Source organism: Amycolatopsis sp. NPDC031561 (assembly GCF_055580625.1).
The window spans coordinates 360,421-385,165 of sequence record NZ_JBVILA010000002.1 but is presented as its reverse complement, the minus strand read 5'-3'; the positions used below and the strand labels follow the sequence as shown (position 1 = coordinate 385,165).

The 24,745-nt window shown below is 69.0% G+C and carries 26 protein-coding genes; 13 read left to right on the top strand and 13 right to left on the bottom strand.

Annotated elements, in window-relative coordinates:
* Nucleotides 1–11 precede the first annotated feature (11 nt).
* Nucleotides 12–269 (bottom strand): hypothetical protein, encoded by a 258-nt coding sequence (locus ACZ5IK_RS07360; RefSeq protein ID WP_101611942.1) that lies wholly within the window; start codon nt 267–269, stop codon nt 12–14.
* 548 nt (nt 270–817) lie between these two features.
* Between ACZ5IK_RS07360 and ACZ5IK_RS07355 the strand changes: the two genes are divergently transcribed.
* Nucleotides 818–1,237: a hypothetical protein gene (locus tag ACZ5IK_RS07355; protein WP_465486993.1), complete on the top strand. Its 420-nt coding sequence runs from the start codon at nt 818–820 to the stop codon at nt 1,235–1,237.
* A 120-nt stretch (nt 1,238–1,357) separates the two neighbouring features.
* Here ACZ5IK_RS07355 and ACZ5IK_RS07350 read toward each other — a convergent pair whose 3' ends face one another.
* Nucleotides 1,358–1,561 (bottom strand): cold-shock protein, encoded by a 204-nt coding sequence (locus ACZ5IK_RS07350; protein WP_003097368.1) that lies wholly within the window; start codon nt 1,559–1,561, stop codon nt 1,358–1,360.
* Nucleotides 1,562–1,982: 421 nt separating this feature from the next.
* Here ACZ5IK_RS07350 and ACZ5IK_RS07345 point away from each other — a divergent pair, with 421 nt between their 5' ends.
* The 6 genes from ACZ5IK_RS07345 to ACZ5IK_RS07320 all read left to right on the top strand — a co-directional run bounded on the left by ACZ5IK_RS07345 (nt 1,983) and on the right by ACZ5IK_RS07320 (nt 7,049).
* On the top strand, nt 1,983–3,224 hold the full coding sequence (locus tag ACZ5IK_RS07345) for a L,D-transpeptidase (RefSeq protein ID WP_465486992.1): 1,242 nt from the start codon (nt 1,983–1,985) through the stop codon (nt 3,222–3,224).
* A gap of 228 nt (nt 3,225–3,452) precedes the next feature.
* Entirely contained in the window at nt 3,453–3,797 is a 345-nt protein-coding gene (locus tag ACZ5IK_RS07340) for a hypothetical protein (RefSeq protein ID WP_465486991.1), read from the top strand.
* Nucleotides 3,798–4,355 carry a SigE family RNA polymerase sigma factor gene (locus ACZ5IK_RS07335; protein ID WP_465486990.1) on the top strand — a complete coding sequence of 186 codons (558 nt, stop codon included), beginning with the start codon at nt 3,798–3,800 and terminating at the stop codon, nt 4,353–4,355.
* Nucleotides 4,356–4,359: 4 nt separating this feature from the next.
* Entirely contained in the window at nt 4,360–4,824 is a 465-nt protein-coding gene (locus ACZ5IK_RS07330; protein WP_465486989.1) for a hypothetical protein, read from the top strand.
* Nucleotides 4,825–5,039: 215 nt separating this feature from the next.
* Nucleotides 5,040–6,455, top strand: coding sequence for an MFS transporter (locus ACZ5IK_RS07325; protein ID WP_465486988.1), 1,416 nt, complete (start codon nt 5,040–5,042; stop codon nt 6,453–6,455).
* A 9-nt stretch (nt 6,456–6,464) separates the two neighbouring features.
* The gene (locus ACZ5IK_RS07320; RefSeq protein ID WP_465486987.1) at nt 6,465–7,049 is read left to right on the top strand and encodes a PaaI family thioesterase; all 585 of its coding nucleotides are present in this window, start codon (nt 6,465–6,467) and stop codon (nt 7,047–7,049) included.
* A gap of 67 nt (nt 7,050–7,116) precedes the next feature.
* Here ACZ5IK_RS07320 and ACZ5IK_RS07315 read toward each other — a convergent pair whose 3' ends face one another.
* Entirely contained in the window at nt 7,117–9,777 is a 2,661-nt protein-coding gene (locus ACZ5IK_RS07315; RefSeq protein WP_465486986.1) for a serine/threonine-protein kinase, read from the bottom strand.
* Between the two features lie 133 nt (nt 9,778–9,910).
* On the opposite strand from ACZ5IK_RS07315, the gene ACZ5IK_RS07310 reads away from it, so the two are divergent.
* From ACZ5IK_RS07310 to ACZ5IK_RS07295, 4 genes are all read left to right on the top strand, one after another.
* Nucleotides 9,911–10,663 carry an ESX secretion-associated protein EspG gene (locus ACZ5IK_RS07310; RefSeq protein ID WP_465486985.1) on the top strand — a complete coding sequence of 251 codons (753 nt, stop codon included), beginning with the start codon at nt 9,911–9,913 and terminating at the stop codon, nt 10,661–10,663.
* A 94-nt stretch (nt 10,664–10,757) separates the two neighbouring features.
* Nucleotides 10,758–11,174 (top strand): hypothetical protein, encoded by a 417-nt coding sequence (locus ACZ5IK_RS07305; RefSeq protein WP_101611933.1) that lies wholly within the window; start codon nt 10,758–10,760, stop codon nt 11,172–11,174.
* Between the two features lie 9 nt (nt 11,175–11,183).
* Nucleotides 11,184–11,729, top strand: coding sequence for a DUF3558 family protein (locus tag ACZ5IK_RS07300; protein ID WP_465486984.1), 546 nt, complete (start codon nt 11,184–11,186; stop codon nt 11,727–11,729).
* Nucleotides 11,730–11,747: 18 nt separating this feature from the next.
* A complete protein-coding gene (locus ACZ5IK_RS07295) occupies nt 11,748–13,244 on the top strand; it encodes a hypothetical protein (RefSeq protein ID WP_465486983.1) in 1,497 nt (498 codons plus the stop codon).
* 42 nt (nt 13,245–13,286) lie between these two features.
* Here the strand turns inward: ACZ5IK_RS07295 and ACZ5IK_RS07290 are convergent, their stop codons facing one another.
* The 7 genes from ACZ5IK_RS07290 to ACZ5IK_RS07260 all read right to left on the bottom strand — a co-directional run bounded on the left by ACZ5IK_RS07290 (nt 13,287) and on the right by ACZ5IK_RS07260 (nt 19,974).
* Nucleotides 13,287–14,249 carry a glutamate ABC transporter substrate-binding protein gene (locus ACZ5IK_RS07290; RefSeq protein ID WP_465487244.1) on the bottom strand — a complete coding sequence of 321 codons (963 nt, stop codon included), beginning with the start codon at nt 14,247–14,249 and terminating at the stop codon, nt 13,287–13,289.
* Nucleotides 14,249–15,652: a hypothetical protein gene (locus tag ACZ5IK_RS07285; RefSeq protein WP_465486982.1), complete on the bottom strand. Its 1,404-nt coding sequence runs from the start codon at nt 15,650–15,652 to the stop codon at nt 14,249–14,251. The genes ACZ5IK_RS07290 and ACZ5IK_RS07285 overlap by 1 nt, the downstream gene beginning before the upstream one ends.
* A 106-nt stretch (nt 15,653–15,758) precedes the next feature.
* A complete protein-coding gene (locus ACZ5IK_RS07280; protein ID WP_465486981.1) occupies nt 15,759–16,436 on the bottom strand; it encodes a response regulator in 678 nt (225 codons plus the stop codon).
* On the bottom strand, nt 16,433–17,560 hold the full coding sequence (locus ACZ5IK_RS07275) for a sensor histidine kinase (protein WP_465486980.1): 1,128 nt from the start codon (nt 17,558–17,560) through the stop codon (nt 16,433–16,435). Before ACZ5IK_RS07275 ends, ACZ5IK_RS07280 begins: the two co-directional genes overlap by 4 nt.
* A gap of 8 nt (nt 17,561–17,568) precedes the next feature.
* Nucleotides 17,569–17,691 (bottom strand): hypothetical protein, encoded by a 123-nt coding sequence (locus ACZ5IK_RS07270; protein ID WP_465486979.1) that lies wholly within the window; start codon nt 17,689–17,691, stop codon nt 17,569–17,571.
* Between the two features lie 67 nt (nt 17,692–17,758).
* Complete coding sequence (locus tag ACZ5IK_RS07265; RefSeq protein ID WP_465486978.1) at nt 17,759–19,021, bottom strand: GAF domain-containing protein; 1,263 nt, start codon at nt 19,019–19,021, stop codon at nt 17,759–17,761.
* 71 nt (nt 19,022–19,092) lie between these two features.
* Nucleotides 19,093–19,974 carry an NAD(+)/NADH kinase gene (locus tag ACZ5IK_RS07260; protein ID WP_101611926.1) on the bottom strand — a complete coding sequence of 294 codons (882 nt, stop codon included), beginning with the start codon at nt 19,972–19,974 and terminating at the stop codon, nt 19,093–19,095.
* Nucleotides 19,975–20,157: 183 nt separating this feature from the next.
* On the opposite strand from ACZ5IK_RS07260, the gene ACZ5IK_RS07255 reads away from it, so the two are divergent.
* Both ACZ5IK_RS07255 and ACZ5IK_RS07250 read left to right on the top strand, forming a co-directional pair.
* Nucleotides 20,158–21,399, top strand: coding sequence for a sensor histidine kinase (locus ACZ5IK_RS07255; protein ID WP_465486977.1), 1,242 nt, complete (start codon nt 20,158–20,160; stop codon nt 21,397–21,399).
* Complete coding sequence (locus tag ACZ5IK_RS07250; protein WP_465486976.1) at nt 21,396–22,058, top strand: response regulator; 663 nt, start codon at nt 21,396–21,398, stop codon at nt 22,056–22,058. Before ACZ5IK_RS07255 ends, ACZ5IK_RS07250 begins: the two co-directional genes overlap by 4 nt.
* A gap of 87 nt (nt 22,059–22,145) precedes the next feature.
* Here ACZ5IK_RS07250 and ACZ5IK_RS07245 read toward each other — a convergent pair whose 3' ends face one another.
* The 3 genes from ACZ5IK_RS07245 to ACZ5IK_RS07235 form a co-directional block, all read right to left on the bottom strand.
* Complete coding sequence (locus ACZ5IK_RS07245) at nt 22,146–22,349, bottom strand: cold-shock protein (protein WP_037319152.1); 204 nt, start codon at nt 22,347–22,349, stop codon at nt 22,146–22,148.
* 233 nt (nt 22,350–22,582) lie between these two features.
* The gene (locus tag ACZ5IK_RS07240) at nt 22,583–22,753 is read right to left on the bottom strand and encodes a hypothetical protein (RefSeq protein ID WP_168214470.1); all 171 of its coding nucleotides are present in this window, start codon (nt 22,751–22,753) and stop codon (nt 22,583–22,585) included.
* Between the two features lie 277 nt (nt 22,754–23,030).
* Nucleotides 23,031–24,692: a thiamine pyrophosphate-binding protein gene (locus ACZ5IK_RS07235; protein WP_465487243.1), complete on the bottom strand. Its 1,662-nt coding sequence runs from the start codon at nt 24,690–24,692 to the stop codon at nt 23,031–23,033.
* Nucleotides 24,693–24,745 lie beyond the last annotated feature (53 nt).

The window sequence follows — 24,745 nt, the reverse complement described above, 5'->3', positions numbered from 1 at the left end:
TGCGGACGAACTCAGCGCTGGACGGGCGCCTGCCCGTCCTGGTCCAGCGTCAACCCCAGCATGTCCAGCAACTGGACACAGTCATCGACGCCCAGCGCCCCGTTGGCCACCGCCAGCCGGGCACGCCGCACCTGGTCGTCGGACACCCGCTGGGTGTCCCCCTGACCCGTGCGCTGCGCCGGCAGACCACCGGCCAACGTCGTCGAGCTTCCCCCATCGGCACCTTCGTACCGAAGGAGGAACTGTCGCACTTCCACAGACCCACCCATGGTTCCTCCAGACGGCCAACGAACAGCTTGGCCGCGAGGCTAGCCAGAGCCGGCCGCGACACACAGCCCCCCGGAGAGTGAACCTGTCGCCACGCTCCGCACAACGCAGAGCAATCACGTGCACACCGGCGCCACATGAACCACAGACGAACCAGAGGTGGCGCCGCGACCGGGAATTCTGCCCGCGCCCACTCGCCCTTCTCAGCAAACCGTGCGACAATCGATTTGCTGACACACCCCCGGTCAGCGCCTGTGGAGATCCCCTCCGACCCCCGCGTTCCTCCCCCTGGCGCGGGGGTCGCTCCGTGTTTTGGGGGGCCACCCCCCAAACCCCCAGGGTCCGTTCCGTGGCGGTTGGCGGGCCCGGACTCGGTCCGATTGAGAGACCAGGCGGCGCTGCGCGAATGGTTTTCTTAGAGTGTTGTGGTTGCGTTTAGTGATCACGGCCGTGTTGGGCTTTGGGGGGCTGGGCCATTCGAGACAAATTATTGGGTGTGTCGTGGCTCACTGTGGTTGGTTTGCCGAGACCGAACCGTTATCGTGGCCCGGTGCCCCTTCCTTCCTTGAGCCGTCGTAGCGGCAGCCGCACGAACTTGAAGCCGGTCAACCCCGGTCGTCACCGCAACTCCTCCACCAAGGAGGCCGAAGCGGTCGTCGAAGACACGGAGCTCACCAGCTACCTTCGTGCCCTCGCCCCCGACAACGACCCGGAAAGCACCGGCACCGGCAAGCGCTTCGGTGAAGCGCAGGTGTTCCAGCTGCGGATGAACCTCATCGCGATGGAGCAGCTCAAAGACGCCGCCCAGGAACGCAACCTGTCGCCGCAGGCGCTGGCGCAGGAGTGGATCCTCGAACGCCTCTCGTGGGAGTCGCAGGCCAACTCGGCCCAGCAGCGCCGCCACGAGGAAGCCCACACGGACGAGTTCCGCTTCGACGCCAACACGTGGGAGCAGCCCGTCCCCCGCTGACCCCGTCGACCGCGGAACGGAACAGCACATCCGAAGAAGCTTTCAAAGCCATAGAAAAGGCCCCCGGCGAGAACGCCGGGGGCCTTTCTGATCAGTCTGAGCAACGCCGAATGGGCGGACTCAGATCGCGCGGACCTTTTGGGCCTGCGGGCCCTTCTGACCCTGACCGACTTCGAACTCCACTCGCTGATTCTCCTCGAGAGTGCGGAAACCGCGCCCCTCGATTTCCGAGTAGTGCACGAAGACGTCGCCCTCGCCGCCATCCTGCGCGATGAAGCCGAAGCCCTTCTCCGCGTTGAACCACTTCACAGTGCCTTGCGCCACCGCTGTACTCCTCGTTGCACATCCGCTTCGAGTGCCTCCGAAGCGACACCCAGACCGTCCCGGGCGGTTCCAACGAGTCGAGCGAAGAGCGCGTCACCGGCTCATGGCTCGCGTCAGAAGTTCCGCGAGTGTGAAGCCACGAACACGCAAAACGACGGCCTGATGGCAGAGTACCGGGATCTGGCCATATTTGAAGCCCGTGATCGGACTCTGGGCACCCCCAAGTACCAAGGTCACCGGAACGTCGTATAGCGCTCCGGCTTCTGTCGGACCCTCTCGCTACCCTGTCGCCGCACGCCGACCTCAGCTCATCGCCGGACACGGACCGAAGTCGGCCATGCCCCGATCGTGAACTATGATCCACCCGATTGTGACTCGCATCACTCCCGGTGGGATCAACTTCAGGGGCGGTCCGGACGTCATGGTCGGTGTACAGGGGAGCAAAGGGGAAGCTTTGAGGTTCACTGAAACCGCACGCCGCCGCGCGGCGATCGCGGCACTGGGGTTGGTCGCCGTTCTGACGCTGGGGGCGTGCAGCAGCGAGCCGACCGTGTCGGCCAGCGGGCCGGACGGCGGCGGCCCGATCAGCAGCGAGACCGGCGGGAAGGCCGCCGCGCCCGCCAAGCTGACGTACGAGCCGGCCGCGGGCGCGCAGGACGTCGCGCCCGGCCAGCCGATCAGGGTCAGCGTCGCCGACGGCACGCTCGATCAGGTCGTCCTGACCAATCCGGAGGGCAAGCAGGTCGCGGGCCAGCCGTCCGAAGACAAGAAGAGCTGGTCCACCACCGAACAGCTCGGCTACGGCAAGGCCTACACGTGGTCCGGCAAGGCCACCGGCACCGACGGCAAGCCCGCCGAGGTCGGCGGGGCCTTCACCACGGTCAAACCGCGCAAGCAGGTGGGCGCGAACATCAACGTCTTCGACGGGCAGACCTACGGCATCGCGATGCCGATCACGCTGACCTTCCCGAGCAAGGTCACCGACAAGGCCTCGGTCGAGAAGGCGCTGTCGGTCGAGACCACGCCGAAGACCGAGGGCTCCTGGGCCTGGGTCCACGACGACACCTCGGTGCACTGGCGGCCGAAGGCCTACTGGCAGCCCGGCACCACGGTGAAGTTCAACGCCAAGATCTACGGCGTCAAGATCGGCGATGGCGTGTACGGCAAGGAAGACCGGTCGGCGAGCTTCACGATCGGGCGTTCGCAGGTCGTCAAGGGCAACACCCAGACCCACCGGCTCCTGGTGATCCGTGACGGTCAGCAGATCGCGGACTACGCCGCCAGCTATGGCCTCGACGCCGATCAGGGCCGGGTCACCCCGAGTGGCACGCACGTGGTGATGTCCAAGCACGACACGTACTCGATGACCAACGAGCGCTACAACTACGAGAACATCGTCGTGCCGTCCGCGGTGCGGTTCTCGACCAACGGCGAGTTCATCCACGGCTACGGGCCCTCGATCTGGGCCCAGGGCAAGAAGAACATCTCGCACGGCTGCGTGAACCTCGCTCCGGTGAACGCCAAGGAGTACATGGCGGGCGCGCTCGTCGGGGACCCCGTCGAGATCGAGGGCAGCACGGTCAAGATCAACCGGGCGCGTGACTACAGCGACTGGACCTACTCCTGGGACGAGTGGACGAAGCTGTCCGCTCTCGGGAGCTGAAGTACTTCCACGAAACCGGGCGGCCGGAGACCCTGTGGTCTCCGGCCGTTCGTGCTTGACCGAGAGTATGTCTTCCGGGAGCGCGTCAGCGCGACGGAAGACTTCACCCCGCGCGCCGCTGACCTGCGGTCGAGCGCCCGGCGGAATATTTCCGTCAGCGCGCGGAAAAGTCGCTGCAACCCCAGGGTGGGCGGGACGCATGTCTAACGACGTAAGGCGCCGCGGCCAATGAGCGGCGCCCGGATCGAGGAGACACCCTTGCGTACTCGTATCGCTCTTTCCCTCGGCGCGCTGCTGCTCGCGGGCGGCGCCGCCTTCGCGACCACGTCGCTGGCGTCGGCCGACCAGAGCGCCCCGTCGCCCACGGTCACTCAGGCACCGACCCAGGCGCCGGCCCCGGCTCCCACCACCACCAAGCCGGGCGAACCGCCCCGCGTCACCACCGCCCCGCGGCCCGCCCAGAAGACCCCGTCGGTCGCCGCTCCGGGCGAGCACCGTGTGCCCAAGGCCGTCCCGGCCGGGCCGACCGGGGACCTGAACCTCCCCGCCGTCGTCGAAGGAGCCGGTAACTAGGTGTCGTTGAGCCGCTCGTCGAAGACCGGGACGGGCTCGCCGTGGGACGGCGAGTTCGCCCGGTACTTCGGCGAGCGCGCGCACAGCCTGCGTGCCACCGCGTACCTCCTGTGCGGGGACTGGCACCAGGCTGAAGACATCACCCAGGCCGCGCTGCTGAAGCTGTATCTGGCTTGGCCGAAGCTCTCCCGGCACGACGCGCTCGACGGCTACGCGCGCAAGATCGTGCTGCGGACGTTCCTCTCCGAGCATCGGCGCGTTTGGCGCAAACGGGAGAAGCTCACCGACGCCCTTCCCGAAGTCCCGAGCGAAACGGGCGGTACGGAACAGGAGATGCTGGTCAGGCACGCCCTGTCCGGCATCGCCCCGAAGCAGCGGGCGGTACTGGTGCTGCGCTACTTCGAAGATCTCAGCGTCGAGGAGACGGCCGCGGCGCTGGGCTGCAGCACCGGGAACGTGAAGAGTCAGGGCTCGCGGGGTCTGGCGACCCTGCGCAAGCGGCTCGGACCGCATTTCAGCGAACTGGCCTTGAGCGGAGCGCACGACGATGGGAGGTGAGGAGATGGACGAGGACATCAAAGGCGTGCTTTCGCACGGGGTGAGCGGTCCTCCGCTGGGCATCCGGGCGGCGGACATCATCGAGCAGGGTGGCCGGATCCGGCGACGACGCAAGCGGCTGGCCGTCGCGGGGAGTTCGGTGGCGACGGTCGCGGTGATCGTGCTCGGCGCGATCGCCGTCGGCGGTCGTGGCGGCGAGGGGTCCGCGCCGGTCCAGCCCGCCGGGCCGGGCCTGTCGACCATCTCCCCGGCACCAGACCCGGTCCCGGTCTCGCCCGCGCCTTCCGGGGCGACCCCCGGGCCGGAAGTCACCACCCAGCAGCCTGGTGCCTCGAGGCCCAGCCAGGCACGCTCGACGCCCAGGCCTCCGCAGCCGGGCCGGACGACGGTGGCGCCGCCTCGCGCGCCCACCTCGACCAGCGCGTCGAAGGAGCCGAGCGAGCCGCCGACGGCGGGTACGACTCGCTGAGTTCCCGCCCGGAACGTCCGGATTCCCGATCGATTACGCAAAGTAGTCGGAAATTCCCTGATATCGGCTGCACCTGGTGGTTCGTCACCGGTTTGGGGGAACGGCACCCCCGCGATCGGCCCGAATCGCTGAGCCCGGACGTTTGAACACCTACGGTCGAGGGAACAAACCCTCGTCGATGGGTAAGTAAACGGGTGGGTCGGGAGGTCAAACCCATGGCCGAAGAGGCGCTGAGCGCGTCACATCAGGAAAAAGGGGAACCCGCGGAGGCCCCACCTGAGCAGATCAGAAAGGCCGTCGCCGGAGCGGCGATGGGTAACTGCATCGAGTGGTACGACTTCGGTGTTTTCGGCTTCATGCCCGCCATCCTGGGGCAGGTTTTCTTCAACGCTTCCAGCACTTCCGAAGGCGCACTGGCGACCTTCGCGGTGCTGGCGATCACTTTCATCGTGCGGCCGTTCGGCAGCTTCGTGTTCGGTCCGCTGGGGGACAAGATCGGGCGCCAGAAGGTCCTCGCGCTGACGATCATCCTGATGTCGGGCTCGACGTTCGTCATCGGCCTGCTGCCGTCCTACGCCACGATCGGACCCGCCGCGGCGGTCGCGCTGATCCTGTTGCGCATGATCCAGGGCTTCTCGGCGGGTGGTGAGTACGGCGGGGCGGCGACGTTCATCGCCGAGTACGCCCCCGCCCGGCGCCGGGGTTTCTGGGGCAGCTGGCTGGAGTTCGGCACGCTCGTCGGGTTCGCGATGGGTGCCGGCTTCGTCACGATCTTCACCGTGGTCCTCGGCGACGACGCCATGCGCGAATGGGGCTGGCGCCTGCCGTTCCTGATCGCCGGACCGCTCGGCATCGTCGGTCTCTACCTGCGGAACAAGCTGGAGGACACTCCGCTGTTCCAGGAGATCGAGAAGAAGCAGCAGGTCGAGAAGTCGCCGCTGAAGGCTCTGCTCAAGAAGCATTGGACGTCGATCCTGCACCTGATCGGCATCGTGGTGATGCTGAACGTCGCCGACTACATCGTGATCACCTACCTCGAGACCTATCTCAAGGACGTGGTCGGGTTCAGCGGGCATACGCCGTTGCTGATCATCCTGGCGACCATCGCGCTGATGCTGATCCTGATCGTGCCGGTCGGCATACTGTCCGACCGGATCGGGCGAAAACCCATCCTGATCGCGAGTTGCGCGAGCTTCCTGGTGTTGCCGATCCCGGCGTTCTCGCTGATGGGCGCTGCCGCGGACGACCAGAACGCCTGGCAGCTCATGCTCGGCCTGCTGATGATCGCGGTGCCGCTGGTCCTGATCCTCGCGGTGCTGGCGGCGACGCTGCCGGCGATGTTCCCGACGCAGGAGCGCTACGGCGGCTTCTCCATCGGGTACAGCGTCTCCACCGCCGCCTTCGGTGGCACGGCGTCGTACGTCATCGGCAGCCTGGTGGACAAGACCGGCGACAACCTGTGGCCCGCGTACTACCTGATGGGCGCGGCGGCGATCGCGGCCATTCCGATCCTGCTGCTGCCGGAAACCGCCGGAGTCTCGTTGCGCGGCATCGTGAATTCGCGGATCGCGCGACGCCGGAAGCCGGAATCGGTCAGTCCCGGCGGCGCCTCGGAGCTACCGGCGAGTTAACGTCTCTCCATGAGCCGTATCTCGCAGCCGTGGCCGCCGGTCGAAGTCGAACCGGCGACCGTCCACCCGGAAGCCCCGCAGCCGGGCAGCCACCTTGGCATCCACTTCGGTGAGTGTTTCGGGTGCGGCGACGAGATCGAGGCCGGGCTCCACCTGCACTCGACGGTGGGCGAAGGAACGACGGTGTACTCCAAGTTCACCGTCACCTCCGCCCACCAGGGTGCGCCCGGCCTCGCCCATGGCGGCCTGCTGGCTTGCGCCTTCGACGAGGCGCTCGGCGCGACCGTCGGCAACCTGCTGCGTCGTCCCGCCGTCACCGGGAAGCTGGAGACGGACTTCCTGCGGCCGGTCCCGGTCGGCTCGACCCTTTACATCGCCGCGAAACTGGACGGCATCGCCGGCCGGAAGATCTACGTGAGCGCCGACGGACGGCTCGACGCCGAAGACGGCCCGGTCGCGGTGCGCGCGCGGGCGTTGTTCGTGCGGGTCGAGTTCGAGCACTTCAGCAAGCACGGGGATCCCGAGGCGCTGCAAAAGCTCGCCGCCGCGCACGAGAAGGCCGAACGCGCACGCGAGTGGGAAATCAACCCTTGAGCGTTCAGTCCTCTGGATGCGGTGGTTCGGCATGCGAACTACCGCATCCAGAGGACTGAACGCGTGCTCAGGTAAGGGTCCTTGGCCTTATCGCGTTGGCCTTGTCGACGAGTTCGACGCGCTGGTCGACGGTCCCGGCCAGGCGGGCGAGGGTCCGATAACAGCGCTCGAGCCCGAACCGCAGGTCTCGCTCGTCCAGGGCACAGCCCAGCACCTTCGCACCCGGCGTCGGCCGGTTCTGCGAGTTGAGCCAGCCGTACGCCGCTTCGAGAACCTCCGCCGACAACCGCGTGCGGCGTTCGGCGTCGAGCTGCAGTCGCTCGAGCCGCGTCGAGGCGTCGACGAGATCCCGCTCGGACACCTGCACCGGATCCTTGCCGCCGCCGTTGATCCTCGTCTTGATCTTGATCGCGGCCACCTGCGCGGCGACGTAGTGCGTGGACGACGCCGGGACGGCCTCCAGCACCTCGATCGCGCTGGCACGGGCGCCCTGCGCGAGATACACGCGAGCGAGCCCGAAGGCCGCGCTGACGTACGACCGGTCCGTTCGCCACACCAGCTCGTAGTAGCGCGCGGCGCCGAAGTAGTCCCCGACGCCCTCCGCGCTGACGGCCAAGGCCAGCTTCGGCGCGATCTCGCCGGGAAGGTCGTCGTACACCGCCTCGAACGCGACGTGCGCGACGCGGGAGCGGCCGCCCGCGAGCTCGATCAGGCCGCGGTACCAGTCGATCCGCCAGTCGTGCGGGAAACCGGCCTTGATCGCGAGGTACTGCCCGGCCTGCAACTGCCGCTGCGCCTCGACCAGCTCACCGAGCTCGATCCGGGCGCGGACGATGCGCAACCGGACCTCGATCGACTCGCGCGGCGCCCCGGCCAATGACTCGATCGCGCCCGCGGGATCGAGTGCGACGGTCGAGGCGAGCATGCCCGCCGCCGGGTCGTCCGTGTCGACCTGCGGGATCGGCAGGCCCGAGACCACTTCGCCGGGATCCGGCAGCGGCACGCTCCCGCCGTGCTCCGGGACGACCAGGTCGACGCCGAACGTGCGGGTCTCCGGGCCGAAGACGGTCGATGCGCCGGGACGCGGCTTCCCGGTGCCCAGCGCCATGATCTCGCGGAGCACGCCGGTCAGCTGGTCGCCCATCTCCTCGGCCGCGATGAACCGGCGGTCCGGGTCGGTGTGCGTCGCGCGCCGCAGGAAGCGGTAGTACGAACCGAAGAGCGCGAACAGCGGGACGACGTCCGGGCCGGGCAAGGTCGCCTTGTACTTGCTGGTGTACCCGGAGAATTCGAAGCTGAGGACGGCGAGCGTGCGGCCGACCGTGTACAGATCCGATGCCACCGAAGCGCCGTGGGTCGCCAGCTCGGGAGCGCTGTAGCCGGTGGTGAAGAACAGCGGGCTCTCGTAGTCGTCGATGCGGCGGACCGCGCCGAGGTCGATCAGCTTGAGCTGTTCGTGCGTCTGGATGACGTTGTCGGGCTTGAGGTCGCAGTACAGCAGGTTCTGGCTGTGCAGGTAGCCCATGGCGGGCAGGATCTCGAGCCCGTAGGCGATCACCTGGCCGATCGGCAGCGGCTCCGGGCGCTTCGTCTCGCGGTGGTGCGCGAGCGCGAGCTGGCGCAACGACTGGCCACCGACGTACTCCATGACGATGTAGCCGACCGAGTTGCCGGTGTCGCCGTCCGGATGCTGCACGAAGTTGTGGATCTTGACGATGTTCGGGTGCTCGACCTCGGCGAGGAACCGCTGCTCGTTGGCGGCGGCCGCCATCGCGGTGGCATCACCTGTGTCGATCAGGCCCTTGAGCACCACCCAGCGATCGCTGACGTTGTGGTCCTGCGCGAGATAGATCCAGCCGAGCCCGCCGTACGCGAGCGCGCCGAGCACCTCGTACTGGCCGCCGACGATCTCGTTCGGGCGCAGCTTCGGGACGAAGGAGAACGGGTTCCCGCACTTCTCGCAGTTGCCCTCGGGCGAACCGGGCCGGCCGTCCTTGCCGCGACCGACCTTGGCGCTGCAGTTGCCGCAGAAGCGCTTCTCTTCCGACACCATCGGGTTGTCGAGGACGGCGGACGCCGGGTCGCGGTACGGCACCTGCGGGACGTCGACGAGCCCCGCGCCCAGACGGCCGCGGCGAGACGTGCGCGACGACGTCCGGCGTGCGGTGCCGGGGAACGAACCCGTTCCGGTGCCGGTGCCCCGGCTGCCCGATCCGGTCCCGGTTCCGTGGCTTTCGCTGGAACGTTCGGGGAGGACGCTTTCCGTGCCCGGGTCCGGCAGCTGCCCGGGGCCGGGGTCGACGCGCGGCGCCGGCGGCATGATGCTCTGCGTCTCCGGGGTGGGCGACGAGAGCACGCTGGTCGGCTGCGGCGCGTCCGCGGGCGCCTGCCACGCGGGGCGGACGACCTGGGTCTGCGGGCTCACCGGGGCCATCTCCCCCGGTGGGCGCGTCGGGTCCTCGGCGCCGGGGATCGGCCGCTGCTGGCCGCGCGGCGGGGTCTGCGGACGCTGCTGGACCGGCGCGTGGAAGATCGTGCGTTCGGCGTCCGTCTCCGGCGCGGCTTTCCGCTTCGGCGGCTCGGAGGAATCGAGCCTGCCGGAAATCGACGGTTCAGGCGTCTCCCAGCGGACCGGTGCCGGCGGCGTCCAGGACGCGGACTCGGCCTCTTGGTCCGGCTTGGTGTCGTCCGGCGCTGCGTGCCGAGGACGGCGCGGCTCTTCCGACACAGGTACCTCCCGAAATCCCCGCGACCACGTCGGACTCAGTCTAGGGGTGACCAGGCAGGTCGTGTCCGCGCCGGGTCGAACCCGCTACGGTGCGAGAGAGAACCGATTCAGCAGGTGATGAGGGGGAGGCCGAGTGCCTGCGTCATTTTCGATGTCGATGGCCCAGCTCGACGTCGTACTCGAAGAACTCGGGCTCGGCAGATTCGTGCTGCCGTTCGAAATCCCGACCGTCGGTACCACCATCACCGAACGCGAGCGGCACTGCGCGGAAGTCTGGGCCGACCTGGCCGACCGAGGCTTCGCGCGCGGCCGCGAACTCCTGCGCGACTACGAGCAGGCGCTCCGGCTCTGGGCCACGGGGGACTTCGTCGTCACCCTGGAGGCGCACGAAGTCGAGCAGAACGCCGAATACCTCTATCGAGGTTGCTGGGACCGTCGCTTGGGCGTCGTGAGCCAGCAGCGCGGATTCGACATCCTCTTCGAGACGGTTTACCCCGAACAGGTCACCGCCGCCCTGCTCGGCAACTTGCCGTCACTACAGCCGTTCCCCGCACGGGTGACGACGTCCAGCACTCTCCCCCCGTCCAAACGACCGGACGACCCGTTCGACGAGGACCCCGGCAATCTCCGGCTGGGGGCGGCAGGCCGGTTCTTCGAATTCCCGCTCGCGAGGCTCGGCACGATCGGCGTCACCCTGCGCGACGATCGGGGTAAACCGCAGCAGAAGAGCGTCCAGTGGTTCGACAGCGTCCAGGGCCGCTTCATGCTCACCACCGACCGCTTCCCCGACGGCGAAGTCCGCCGCACGTTCACCCCGACGAGCGGCTCTCACCTGGCACGATGGATCCACGACCTGGTCGAAGCCGCCCGCGTCGGCAGCGCGTGATCCTCAGCGGAAGGCGGCCTTTCGGTCCTCTTCCGCTGATATCGTGACCTGACGAGCGCTACGAGTAACCGGGACTTGGTACAGGGGAGAGACCATGACTGACGGCACCGGCGGACCGCCGGGCAACTTCTCGCAGATGCTGGGCGATTTCTCGGCGCAGGCCGACGCGATGGTGAAGGCGGCGAACGAGGGGCGGTTCGCGGTCAGCCCGGAGATGGGCGAGGCGTACAAGACGGCGCTGCGCGCGTACTTGGAGGACTGGGCAAACAACAAACAGGACTTCACTCACCTCGCCCAGCAGCCCGAGCTGGGAACCAGCCCTTACGCAGCAGAAATCGGCCGACACGCTGTCCTGGTCGCAGACGGCGACGATCAATCGGCGAAAACTCAGCTGGAGGCCCTGAAGGCCATCGTGGAGCGAGCCGAAGAGGCGATCAAGACAGCGATAAGCAAGTACCGAAGCCAAGATTCCGAAAACGCTAGCACCTTGAATTCGCTGGAACGGAACTGAGTCAGACACATGCGCAATATCCGCCTAACGATCACCGCCGCAGCGGGCATAGTCGTCGGTATTTTCCTGGCAGGCTGCACCAACAGCAATGGCGGGACGCCGCAGCCGGCGCCGCCCAACTCGCAGTCACCTGGCACAACAGCGTCCAATTCACCCCAGGGCACCTTCGGCGACCTCAAGGCGTGCGATCTCTTCCAACCAGTCACCGAATCCCAGGGCTTCGAGGCTCCCAAAGAAGTGAAATTCGAAAGCGACAATGGATGCCAGGCCCGGAAGTCCGGGGTGGGAACCGCGAGCATGTATCTCGTCAACGCTGGGATCGACAAGCTTGAAGATCTCGGCGGCACCAGAAGCACGGCGAGTATCGCCGGCAAGGATTCGGTCATCATCGCGGGCGCCGGCGGCAGCAGCAGCTGCTTCATCGGAATGGCAGTCGGGGCAAGCGCACGAGCGACCGTGAGCATGACGCTCGCAAGCGGGTCCAACGAAGAAGCATGTGATTCAGCGCGGTCCATTGCCGAGCAGATCGCACCCAGGCTGCCCAGAGGGAACTGAACGGATCGGGAGGGGACCATGGCGGAGAACACCGGTCAGGACAACTTCGAGTCAGTGCTGAGCGCCGACGGCAAGGCCCACCGCACGTACGAGGGCAAGCGCTACGCGGAGACCTACGACGAGACCAACCGGGGTCCCGGCGGCAACGACCTCACCGCGCGGCTGACGGCAGAACAGAAGGCCGGCCAGTATTCGGGCGAGCAGGCCGCGGCTCTCACCCAGGGACAGGAGTTCCGGGCCGGGCTCGGGCCGTCGGGTCAGCGGTACGAGGGCAACTCGCACGGCGACCTGATCGGCATGGTGACCGACAATCTCTCCGCCGAGAAGATCGATCAAAAGGGCGAGATCTGGAACAACCAGGGCAACGCGCTGAACACCTTCAGCAGCGCCCTCTCCTCCGCCGCCAACAAGGAGGGCGCTCACTGGCAGGGGCCCTCCGCGGAGGCCGCGCATGGGTTCTTCAAGAACCTGGGCAAGTGGGCCGACACCGCGGGTGACGGCGCTTACCTCGCGTCCAACCGCTTCTCCCAGTCGGCCGCCGCGGCCACCACCGCGAAGAACTCCATGCCCGAAGAGGTCCCCTTCGATCGCAACACCGAGTACAAGAACGCGATGCAGCAGCTCTCGACCGGGAACTTCGCGGGCGCGGTGGAGACGGTCGGCAACATCTCGGCCAAGCAGGAGCAGTCGTTCCAGGCGCATCAGCAGGCCGCGCAGGTGATGCACACCTACGACCAGTCGCTCTTCGACGTCAATTCCAAGCAGCCCACCTTCGCCCCGCCGCCGGAAATGGGCGATTCGACGACGGCGTCCGGGTTTTCCGGGGGCACCGAGGTCAAGGGCTTCAGCGGAGGGCCAGGACAAGGCCCCGGCCCCGGGGGACCCGGTCCGGGCTACTCGGGCGGACCAGGGCCGACATCGGGGCCGGGGCCGGGGCCGGGAATCACGACGGGCGGCGGGCACACCGGGGTTCCGGGGCCGGGGCAGTCGCTCAGCGGGCCGCCCGGGTCGTTCCGGCCCGGGCCGACGCCGGGGCTGGCGGCCATGAACGGTCCTGGTCCCAGCGGTCTCGGACGGCTGGGCAGCGAGCAGTACCGCGGCAAGCCGGGCCGGACGACGAGCGGGCCGGGTGGCAGCGCGGCGAGCCGGTTGACCGGTGGCGGTAGTGGCGGCGGCTTCGGGCGCAACGGCGGGTCGGGCAACGTCGCCGAGCGGCTCGCGGGCGGCAAGGTGTCGGCCGGTGAGGCCGAGAAGCTGGCAGGCAAGGGCGGCGGGTCCGGGGCGGGCAAGCTGCCCGAGGAGCGGGTGACGCGGGGTGGCGCGGCCGCGGCGGGCAAGGGCGGCGGCCAGGGTCCGATGGGCGGCGGTGCTCCCGGCGGTAAGGGGCAGAAGGAAGAAGACAAGGAAAAGAAGGCCCCGAACTACCTGCAGGAAGAGGACGCCGACGTCTTGTTCGGCGGCTACGACGGCGACATGAAGCCGGTGCCGCCGGTGATCGGCGAGAAGTCCCCCTGAGACGAAGCGGGCCGTTCGGGAGCGATCCCGAACGGCCCGTTCTCACTTGTACTGCGCCGAGGGCGGCGTCCCGCCTTCGAGTTTGTTCCCGATCCACTTCGCGTAGCTCGTCTGCCACGCGCCACCGCGCACGTTCTCCAGCACGGCGTTCACGTACCGCACCATGTCCTCGTTCTCCTTCGGGACACCGATGCCGTAGTTCTCCTCGGTGAACCGGTCGCCCACGATCTTCAGCGTCGGGTCCTGCGCGAGCATCCCGGCGAGGATGACGTCGTCCGTCGAAACGGCCTCGACCTGCTTCTGCTGCAGCATCACCAGGCAGTCCGACCAGTTGTCCACGGAAACCGGCACCGGCTTCGAGGGATCCGCCGCGATCTTCAGCAGCGAGGTCGACGTCTTGGTCGCGCAGACCCGGCGTCCGGCGAGGTCCGAGAGCTGGGCGACCTTCGAGCCCGCTTCGACCAGGATCCGTTGCCCCGCCTTGTAGTACGCCGTCGAGAAGCCGACCTTCTGAAGCCGGCTGCAGGTGATGCTGTAGGTCCGCACCACGATGTCGACCTGCTTCTTCTGGAGTACCTCTTCCCGCAGTTTCGACGGGATCGCCCGGAACTGCACCCGGCCTTCCGCACTGCCGAAGATCGCCTTCGCGACTTCGTTGACCATGTCGATGTCGAAACCTTCGAGCTGGCCCGACGTCGGATTGCGGAAACCGAACAGGAACGTCGTCTGGTCGACGCCGGCGATCAGTTTGCCGTTCTCCTTGATCTTCGCCATCGTCGATCCGCTGGTGATCGACGTGCCGTTGGTCGGCCGCAGACTCGCGAGCGGGTTGCAGCTCGTGTCGGCCGTCCCGCCGCCGGCGTTGTCGGCACCGCCGACGTTCGCGGGCAACGGCGGCGCGACCTCGCCGACCGGGGCCGGGTCGACCGGCGCCCCCGCGCTGCCACAAGCCGTCGCCAGCACCAAGACGGCGCCGAGCACGGCCGCCCGCAGACCGTTCCGCATCACCGGTACTCCCTCAGCCGTTCACGGATTCCCAACGCGGACCCCGCCGCCGCGATCAGCGCCAGTACCGCGATCCCCGGCGCGAGCAGGGTCAGCGCGCGCTCGGCGCCACGGGTGTCGTCGAGGAACTCCTGCCGTCCCACGTTGATCGCGGCCACCAGGTTCTCGTCGAGGCGCAGGAACGCCCCCGCCGCGCCGTCCTTCTTGTCGTCACGGATCGCCGTGTCGACGGCGTCCTGGTAGAAGCCGTCGTCGTCGAGGCGCCGCACCTCACCGTGCGCCTTGAACCACGCCGACGCCGCTTGGATCGCCGCGTCCACCTTCCCTGCGGCCGCGCCGCCCGCCGCGAGGCCCTTGGCCTCGCCCAGCAGGCCGCCTTGGCCGTCCGTCCCGCCGAATTGCCCGGCGAGGTTACGGAAGTCCTGTTCATAGGCCGCACCGTCGCCGCGCGCGACGAGGGTCAGCGTTTCGTCGGCTCGTGCCTGCAGTGCCGCGATCCGGGCGCGCACGAGGACGTCCACCTGGTGCGAGCCGTCCTCCTCGCCACCACCGACGAGGCTGCTCTGCACGATCAGCGCCACCGCGCCCCACAGCAGGGCGACCACCACCGAAGCGGACGCGACGACGAGCCCGACGTTCAGCAGCCGGTTGGTCTTCCGGGTCAGGTGCACCTGCGTGACGATGAGCGCCGCGAGCAGGGCGAGCAGCAAAGCCGTTGCCAGCCAAGGGAATCCGGTCGCGTCATCCTGTTCGGCGGTGAGCCTGTCGGTGTCGATGCGGTACAGATCCTGTGCGGCGGGAAGGATTTTCGTCCGCATCAGCTCGGAGGCTTCACGCAGATACGAGGCGCCGACGGGATATCCCTGCCGGTTGTAGGTGCGCGCGGTCTCGATCAGTCCTGTGTAGACAGGGATCTCGCGGCCGAGGATGTTGATCTGTTCGGCCGCGTCGTCGACGCCGGAAGAGTCCGACGCCGCCTTCGCGAGCGCCGCGCCCGCCTCCGCGACGTCGCGTTCGTAGCGCTGGCGCATCGGGAGCGGCTCGGTGCCGATCGAGAGGAACGAACTCGCCGCTGTCGCGTCGGCGTCCGAAAGCGCGCGGTAGACCTGTTGCGCGGCGGCCGCGAGGGGTTCGCGGTGGTCGATCAGGCCGTTGATCGTGTCTTTCTTGTCCTGCGCGGCCAGCGTGCCGAACAGGCCCGCGACCAGCGACAGCAGGACGAGCCCGATCGCGATCACCGACAGTCTGCCCGGCGTGGTCGCCGCGGACCGGACGATCGCGCGGATCCCGTTCCCCGGCAGTTCGAGCACTCCGGCGATCCCGCCTCGGCCCCCGGGAGCCGGGGGCGGCACGGGTGCGGCAGGACCCCCCGGCGGCCCCGGCCGGGTCACAGTGCTCGTCATCGCCGTTCCTCCCCATTGGCTCTACCCGCAAAGAAGGTATCCGAGTCGGGATCAGCGCAGCCAGTGACACCGGCGTGTGTCATCGGCACGTGATCTCCCAGCAGCGTCAGAGGCCTTTTTCCAGGCCGTAGCGCACGGCCTCCGCACGATTGCGCACACCGATCTTCGCGAAAGCGTGGTTGATATGGCTTTTCACGGTGGCGTCGCCGATGAACAACTCGGCGGCGATTTCCGGATTCGACAACCCGCGCGCGATGAGGCCGAGCACTTCCGCCTCGCGTGTGGTGAGCCCGTCCGGGAGCTCGGTCTTGGCCCGGGTGACCGTTCTCGCGTTGGCTTCGAGGCAAGTTTTCCCGCCGAGAACCCGTCCACACAGCGCGGCGGCGAGCCTGTCGGAGACTTCGGCGGCGAAGACGGCCTGCCCGTTGGCGGCGGAGCGGACGGCCGCCCCGATCTCGGCGCGGCCCGCGTCCTTGGTCAGGTAGCCGCGGGCCCCGGCACGCACCGCGTCGGCGATCGAAGTGTCGTCCGCGTACGTCGTCAGGACCACGACCGCGACGTCCGGGTGATCCCGTTTGAGCAGCCTGGTCGCGGCCACCCCGTCCAGGACGGGCATGCGCAGATCCATCAGCACGACGTCCGCCGCGGTGGTGCCGAGCAGGTCGAGCGCCTGCCGCCCGTCACCCGCGGAGCCCGCGACCTCGACGCCGTCGATCAGCCCGAGCAGCGCGACGAGCCCTTCGCGCATGACCTGCTGGTCATCGACGACGACCACCCGGATCACGTCCTCACCACCGCCTCCACCGTCCAGTGCCCGCCGTCCGGGCCCGCGGTCAGCGTGCCACCGGCGAGCGCGAGCCGCTCCCTCATCCCGGTGAGACCGAACCCGCCGGCGTCCTCCGATCGGACGCTGTCGCCGAGGTCGTTCCACACCCGCAAGCGGACCTCCGATGGGGTGAAGCGCAGCAGGAGCGACACCGGCCGCCCTGGGGCGTGCTTGGCCGCGTTGGTCAGCGCCTCCCGCGCGACCCCGACCAGCGAGACCACCGCGGCGGACGGCAGTGGCGGCTCATCGCCCGATGCCTCGAACGAGACGCCGTCGTGATGCGCGTCCGCCAGCAGCCGCAAGGCTTCGGCCAGCGACGGGACGTCGCTGCGTAAGGCGGCGACAGCGTCGCGAGCCTCGGCGAGCCCGTCCGCGGCCAGCCGCCGTGACAACCGGACCCTGCCGAGCGCACCGTCCACATCGGACTTCTCGGCCAGCAGCGCCTCGGCGACCTCCAGGTGGATCCCCAGCGCCCCCAGCGAATGCGCGAGGACGTCATGGATCTCCCTGGCGATCCGGGTGCGCTCGTCGAGCGCGGCGGCCCGCGCGTGTTCGCTCTGCGCCAGCTTGGTCTGCTCCAGCAGCGCGGCCGCCTGCGCCGCCTGCACCTCGTACTGCCGCCGGTTCAGTCCCAGCAGCATCAGCACGAGCAGCACGCCGACGTTGCCGAACACGAGCGGCGCGGACGCGCCCGCGACCAGGCCGGTGACCGCCGCGAGGCTCGCGTCGAGCCCCACCACCCCCAAGATGGCGGCCACCGACGGCTCGGTCAGGGTGGCGAACCGGCTGACCGTGACCACCGCCAGCACGATGGCGGAGGAGTCCTCCGCCCAGCCGAGCGCGATCGACGGCGCGACGCTCGACACCGCGAGCAGGACGGTCGCCACCCGGGGGAACCGCGGGGAGGCCGCCACGAAGCCCAGCCAGCAGGCCCCGCAAACGCCGTACGCCGTCCAGATCCAGGCACTGGACTCGCTCGCGGTCAGCAGCACCACCACGACCGCGGCCGTGCCGAGCAGCTGGACGACCAGCCAGCTCGGCGCGATCGTGTCCGGCAGGAGCGGCCTTTCCCGTTTCCCCATTTCTCCCCTCAGTGATCACTCAGCCGCGTGATCATCTCCACCAGGATCAGCCGGTAGGCCAGGAACCCGAGCAGGACGACGACACCTATCACTACCAGCCCCAACAGGCCTTTCACGGTCATTTTTCCCATGACACGGACGTTAGGCACGCCGACGGGTGGAGCGGGACCGTCGCCGGGTGGAGCCGGGGGTGGAGGTTCAGCCGCGGACCGCGGGCGCGACGGAGTACGGGAGGACGTCGCCACCGTCGGCAGGCCGTTCGACGACGACCTCGACGTCGTCGGCGAACCGGTACGGCCTGCCCAGCAGGATCCCGCCGAAATGACGCCGCATCCTGGACATCTCCGCGCGGACGGTGACGGTGCGGCCGGGGACTCCGAACAGGTCGAGCGACAGTTCCGAGGCCGACCTTCCCTCCCGATGCAGCGCGAGGACGTACAGCATCTCCGCGTGACGCGGGCTCAGCCGGTGCGTCCAGGTCCCCGCCGGGCCCGAGGCGCGCAGCGTGCTCTCCCGTGACGACCTCAGATCGAGCACGACGCGGGTCGGCGGCGTGTCCTCCTCTTCGGTGAGCCGGACGAGCCAGCCGCCGGGCAGCGGCTCCAGCAGGCAGTTCCCGTAGGCGGGCAGCCGGTTCCGGCCCGGGGCCGCGTCGTTCGGCAAGGCGATCCGGCCGACCGGGACGAGACCGGCCGACGCCGCGATCCAGCCGTGCGGATCGGCGATCACCGCCCGGCCCTTCACCTTGGTCAGCAGGGGCGAAGCGAGCCCTCGCAGCCGCTCGAGTTCCGAAAGGTGGGCGGTGCGCAAATGCGCTTCGGCGAGCTTCGCGACCGCGTCGACCAGGGCGAGGGTCGTCGGGTGCACGGTCGAAGCCGGGCCGGAGAGGTCGACGACGCCGAGCAGCCTGCCGTCCCGCGGATCGTGCAGCGGCGCGGCGGCGCAGGTCCAGTCGTGCTGGTTACGGACGTAGTGCTCGGCGGAGTAGACCTGGACCGGATGCCGGGTGACCAGCGCTGTGCCGATGGCGTTGGTACCGGCCGAGTTCTCGTGCCAGTCGACCCCCTCGACGAACCCGAGCGCGTCGGCCCGGCGGCGGACCGCGGTGCTGCCGTCGCGCCAGAGGACGCGGCCGTCGGCGTCGACGACGGCCATGATGTGCGCGGCCTGCTCGGCCAGGCTGATCAGGCCGCCCCGCAGGGCGGGCAGGACTGCGGCGAGGCCACTCCCGCGACGACGGGCCTCCAACTGCTCCGGGCCGAGCACGGGCACCGGCGCGCCTCGATCGGGGTCCAGGCCGAGACGGCGCATGCGCTGCCAGGACGCTCCGATGACCGCGCGCGGGTGGCCGGGGAGCGCGTTACCCGCGAGGGCGGCTTCGTGCACCTTGGCGAGGGCGCGCGCGTGCCGCCGCGGATCCGCGCCGACCGGCAACGCCGCCTCCAGCTGCACCTGGCCCACTCCTCTGGTCCGTTTCGGCCAGTGTGCCCGGGGATCACGGTGTTCGGAAGGTCTCTGTGACCTGGGCGGGTTTACGCGGTGAAGGGCGCATCCACCAGGTGGGACGCGGGAAAAGCCCCCTGCGGCTTCCGCCCGAGCAGCAGGCCGGTCCTGGTGGCCTCGGCCATCACGGCGCGGACGTCGACGCACCACGGGCCGTCGGGCTTCAACTCGACGAAAGCGCTCTCTCCCGGCTTGAGCACGAAGTGCGGTTGCCCGTCCAGCGCGATCGAGCCGCCGGCGGCGGCGAGGTCGACACGCACCCCGGCGTCCAGCACACTCCAGCCCCGGACACCCACCGCCCGGACCTCGCCGGGCGCGATCGGCGCCTGCACCACGTAGGGCGTCTCGTCGACCGGCCCGAGCGAGACCGCAACACCGTCCACAGTGGACTTCGGACTGGGGCACAGCCTGCCGGGGATGCTCGACAGGCCGATTCCGTCCGGTACGGCGAACGTGCAGTACAGCTCGGTCAGCGACGCCGGGTCCCACCGGCTCTCCGAACACACGCTGACGTCGTTCAGCGCGATCTCCCGGCGGGCCTTGGTGACGACCTCGAGGATGGTCGCGCGGTTCGTGACCAGGTCAGCGTCCACCTGATGGGTGGCCAGCAGCCCGGCGGCGAGCCCGGCGACGGTGGGCTCGGGAAGCGCGTCGGTGCTCCCCGACGGCAGCATGAGCAGCGGGACGTCACCGCAGGCGGCCGCGGCGGCCCGCATCATGCCGTCGTCACCCAGGCAGATGAGCACGCTCGCTCCCGCGTCCACCATCCGCCGGACGGTGCCGATGATCTTCCCGGCCTCCGTCCACACCATCACCCGTCCGACCCCCGCCACGCGGAGTGCCGAACGCAGGCTCTGGATGTCACGCTCCGAAGCGGGGTTCGCCACGATCCCCGCAACCGCTTCGCCCACATGTCCTCCGCTGCCGCGCCAAGTCCTACTAGGAAACGACGCCGGGGCCGGGAAAGAAAGAGTTGCACGAGGTTGCATCGCCCTTTCCTGTGCCGATGCGGCCGTATTGGTCACCCCGTGGCGGACTCCGGCTGTCCCCCACGGCGGGATGTGCGCTGGTCGTGGCCTCGCTAGCGTCGACTCATGGACTCGCTGGGGTGGGCGCTCTTCACCGGGCACGACGCCGATCTCGAACCGCCTTCGGCCTGGTGGCGCGGGCCGGCCTGGGTCAAGGGCGTCCTCACCGCCTCGGCACTCACCGTGCTGGTGGGCCTGACCTACGGCTCTTGGGCGCGCTACCTCGGCTCGGAGAGCTTGCCGCTGGTCTTCTTCCTGCTGCTCCTGCAGCTCGTGCCACCGCTACTGGTCGTGCGGTTCCCGCTGACCGCCGTCCGGGTGGCGGCGGTGGGCATGGCGGCCGCCACCATCGCCACCCTCTTCCCCACGCGCCATCCGCCGTTCGGTACGACGCTGTCCGACTGGCCGTTGCAGACCCACGTCCTCCCGTACCTCCCGGTGCTGGCGCTGACCCTCGCCAGGACGAAACCCGGGCAGGGCACGGGGATCTCGATCATCGCGGTGGTGCTCACCACCGCGGTCGGCCTCGCCCAGCTCCCGCGCGGGGGGACGAAGACACTGGTGTCGTCACTGATCGTGGTGACCGTGACCATCGTCGCCGGGTACGGCATGCAGCAGCGCCGGCGGGCGCTGACGCAGGCCGACACGGCCGAGCGGACGGCGGTCGAGGAGCGGACGAAACGCACGGCGCTGCAGGAACGCGCGCTGATCGCCAGGGAACTGCACGACATCATCGGCCACCACCTGTCGCTGATCGCCCTGCGCACCGACAGCGCGCGCTACCGTCTCCCGGACGTGAACGAGGCCACCGCGGAGGAGTTCCGCGCGCTCGGTGTCGCGGCCCGTGAGGCGCTGGACGAGGCCCGGCGGCTGGTCGGCGTGCTGCGGGACGACGACACCGAACCGGAACACGAACCGCAGCCGGGGCTCGCCGAGGTCCCCGGACTGCTCGACGGCTGCCGGGCGTCCGGGATCGACGTCCGCTCCCGGATCACCGGCGGCGACGGCGTCCCGGCCATGATCGCCCTTGCCGCGTACCGGATCTTGCAGGAGGCGCTGAGCAACGCGGCCCGGCACAGCCCTGGGTCCATTGTGGACGTCGACGTCCGGCGGGAGCGGGACGCGCTCGTGATCCTCGTCGAGAACGGGCCCGCCACGCGGATTCCGGCGCCCTCGGCCGACGACGGCACGGGCCTGGCCGGGATAGCCGAACGCGTTACGCTGATCGGGGGCACTTGCGAGACCGGCCCGAGGCCCGGCGGCGGTTTCCGGGTGGCCGTCACACTGGAACTCACGGGGGAAGCGTGACGACGCTGTTCATCGTCGACGACCAGGCCATGGTGCGGGAGAGCTTCGCGAGCCTGCTGGACGCGCAGCCCGGGCTCGACGTCGTGGGCCAGGCAGGTGACGGACTGGCCGCGCTGGCGGGCATCTCCGCCCTGACCAGGCCACCGGACGTCGTCCTGATGGACATCCGGATGCCGGTGATGGACGGTCTCGAAGCGACGCGGCGACTGCTCGAAGGCGACGGCGAGAAGCCGAAGGTGATCGTCTTGACCACTTTCCATTTGGACGAGTACGTCTACGAAGCGCTACGGGCGGGCGCGAGCGGGTTCCTGTTGAAGGACGCGCCGTCGGCCGAACTGGTGAACGCCATCGACGTGGTCGCCGCCGGGGACGCGCTGCTCTCCCCCGCCGTCACGAAACGGCTGATCGCGAGTTTCGTCGCCAGTGCGCCCGTTCCGAGACCTTCGCCGTCGCGGTTCGACGTGCTCACCGAACGCGAACGCGAGGTGCTGCGGCTGATCGCGAAAGGACGGTCCAATCCGGAGATCGCGGCGGACTTGGTGCTTTCGGCGCAGACCGTTAAGACATACGTGGGCCGGATCCTCGCGAAGCTCTCGCTCCGTGACCGGGCGCAGGCGATCGTGCTGGCCTACGAGATCGGACTCGTCGGCCCCGGCTGAAACGAACGACCCCTGGCTGTAATACCCCTGAAAAAGCAGCAGGGCCGCCTCCCCGAGGGGATGACGGCCCTGCTTGGAAAACCTGGATCAGATCACGTTGACCGAGGTGGCCTGCGGACCCTTCGCGCCCTGCCCGATCTCGAACTCCACGCGGGCGTTCTCCTCGAGGGTACGGAAGCCGTTGCCCTTGATCTCGCTGTAGTGCACGAAGACGTCGCCGCCGCCGTTGTCGGGAGTGATGAAGCCGAACCCCTTCTCGGAGTTGAACCACTTCACAGTGCCCTGAGTCATAAAATCTCCATATGCAACACAAACAAACAGGAAGCCACGTCGGCAGCCCGGGTCATGACCAGACGGTTTGCTTCCCCGGAAACACGAGGAGACACTGCGCCCGCTGAGTTCTGCGAGCGTGAACCAACACGAACACAAAAATCGAGACCTGGAGCAGTAAAGCACACCTCACGCAGGCCGACAAGCGTGATCACCCGGGTGTGCGCGGCCGCACGGTGCCCTTTTCAGGGGGGCTATTCGCCGCTCGCCGCGCGCAGTGGTACGTCGGCGCCGAACGGCGAACGGCGCAACACCTCCCGGTTCGTGGCCATGACGGCCACATCGTGGGTCTCCGCGTCCGCGCTGAACTGCACCGGCACCACGCCGGAAACGGACTTGTCCTGTGGCTTCGTCTCGTCAGCCATGTTTTCTCCCCTGTGTCAACACAACGCTCGTAGTACTGCGCAAGACACTGCGTGCCAACAACTCACCGGCGAACGGTCGCGGACCCGATGGCCGCTCCGGTCCATATCGGACTCTCGGTGTTGCGGCGATTGTGCCACGACCGACCGACAAAATCCGGTCTCCGCGACCGAAACTCGGCCGAGTCGTCACCACATTCCCACCCTTTGGAGCAGGTGAAGGCGGCACCACAAGGGTTTCTGTGTATCCCCTGAGAAAACGTACCGCCCGGTAATCGCCCTACTGGCCGCCCTGCTGCGGCCTCGCGGCGCCCAGCAGGCTCGTCAGCCGGATGTCCGGGGTCACCACGTCCGGATCCGTCCTGATGTCGATCACACACGGCCGTTGCCGCACCAGCGCGCTCGCGATGATCGGTTCCAGTTCCTCGCGGTCGTCCACGGTGTACCCGGCGGCGCCGAGCCCTCGTGCCCACGACGCGAAGTCGGTGATGGGGACTGTAACCCCCGAGAGCCTGCCGTGCTTGCGCGCCTGGTGCACGGCGAGCGGACCGTGCAGGCCGTTCTGGAACACCAGGACGGTCACCGGCACCCGGTAACGGACGGCCGTCTCGATCTCCTGCCCCGTCATCAGCGCGCCGCCGTCGCCCGCCATCGCGATCACCGTCCGGCGCGGCTCGGCGAGTTTCGCCGCGACCGCCGCGGGGACCGCGTAGCCCATGGCCGCGTTGCTCGGGCCGAGCTGGCTGCGCGGCGCGGTGAAGCACCAGTAGCGGTGCATGAACTGGGCGAAGTTGCCCGCGTCGCTGGTCACGATCGCGTCTTCGGGCGCAAGTTTGCGCACCGCGCGGATGACGTCGGCGGGATGGACGCGGGTGGCGCCGCTGGTGTCGGGTGGCGTCATGAAGGTGTGCACGGCGGCGTTCGCGGCCGACGCGCGGCGGGTCCGCGGCGAGGCGACGTTGCGCAGTTCGCGCAGGAACGGCTCGACCTCGGAGTCGACCCGGAAGGTCAGGCCGCCGCGCCGGGCGGGCTCGATCCCGGTGCCGACCAGTACCAGCGTCTGCGACGGCGTCGGGTAGCGGAAGGACTGCGTGGTGACTTCGTCGAGCTGCGTGCCGAGCGCGAGCACGAGGTCGGCACGCTCCAGCGCGTCGAGCTGCCGCGCGGGGATGCCGATGCCGAGATGGCCGGCGTAGCGCGCGTGGTTCTCGGGGAAGGCGTCCTGACGGCGGAACGCGTTGTACACCGGGAGCGCGAGTTCGTCGGCGACGGCGATCAGCTCTTCCCGCCCCGCGCGGGCCCGGCCACCGACGATGACCACCGGGTACCGGGCCTCGTCGACCAGCTGCGCGACCGCCTCGGCGGTCCGGCCGAGCGCGCCGGTGGCGGGCGGCTTCACGGCGGCGACCGGTTTGGCGGAGTCGAACGGGACGCCCCAGAAGTCGGCGGGGACGGCGACGACGGTGGGCCCGGGCCGCCCTTCGCGGCAGCGGGTCAGCGCCTCGACCAGCAGGCCGGGGACCTCGTCCGGGGACTCCGCGCGGCCGAGCCACTTGACGAGGGGCTCGAACATCGCCGTCAGGTCCGCGGTGGGCAGTTCGCTGGTCGGGCCGGGGCTGGACGGCGGGTTCTCCAGCAGGACGACCATCGGGCTCTCGTCCTGGTACGCCGTGGAGACGCCGATCGCGAGGTTCGCCGCGCTCGGGCCGCGGCCCGCGAGCAGGACCGCCGGATGCTCGGTGAGCTTGCCTTCGGCCTCGGCCATGAAGGCCGCGCCGGAATCGTGTCTCGCCGAGACGTAGGTGATCGACCGCTCGCGTTGCAGCGCGTCGAGCAGATCCAGGAAGGACTCACCGGCCACCGCGTACACGCGGTGGATCTGCGCCTCGGTCAGGATCCGTACGGCCGTCTGGGCGACGGACGCTCCTGGTTGGTATCTAATGAGTACGAGCTTAGGCGGGCGGTGATCGGTGCCGTCAAGCGATCTTTCGATTC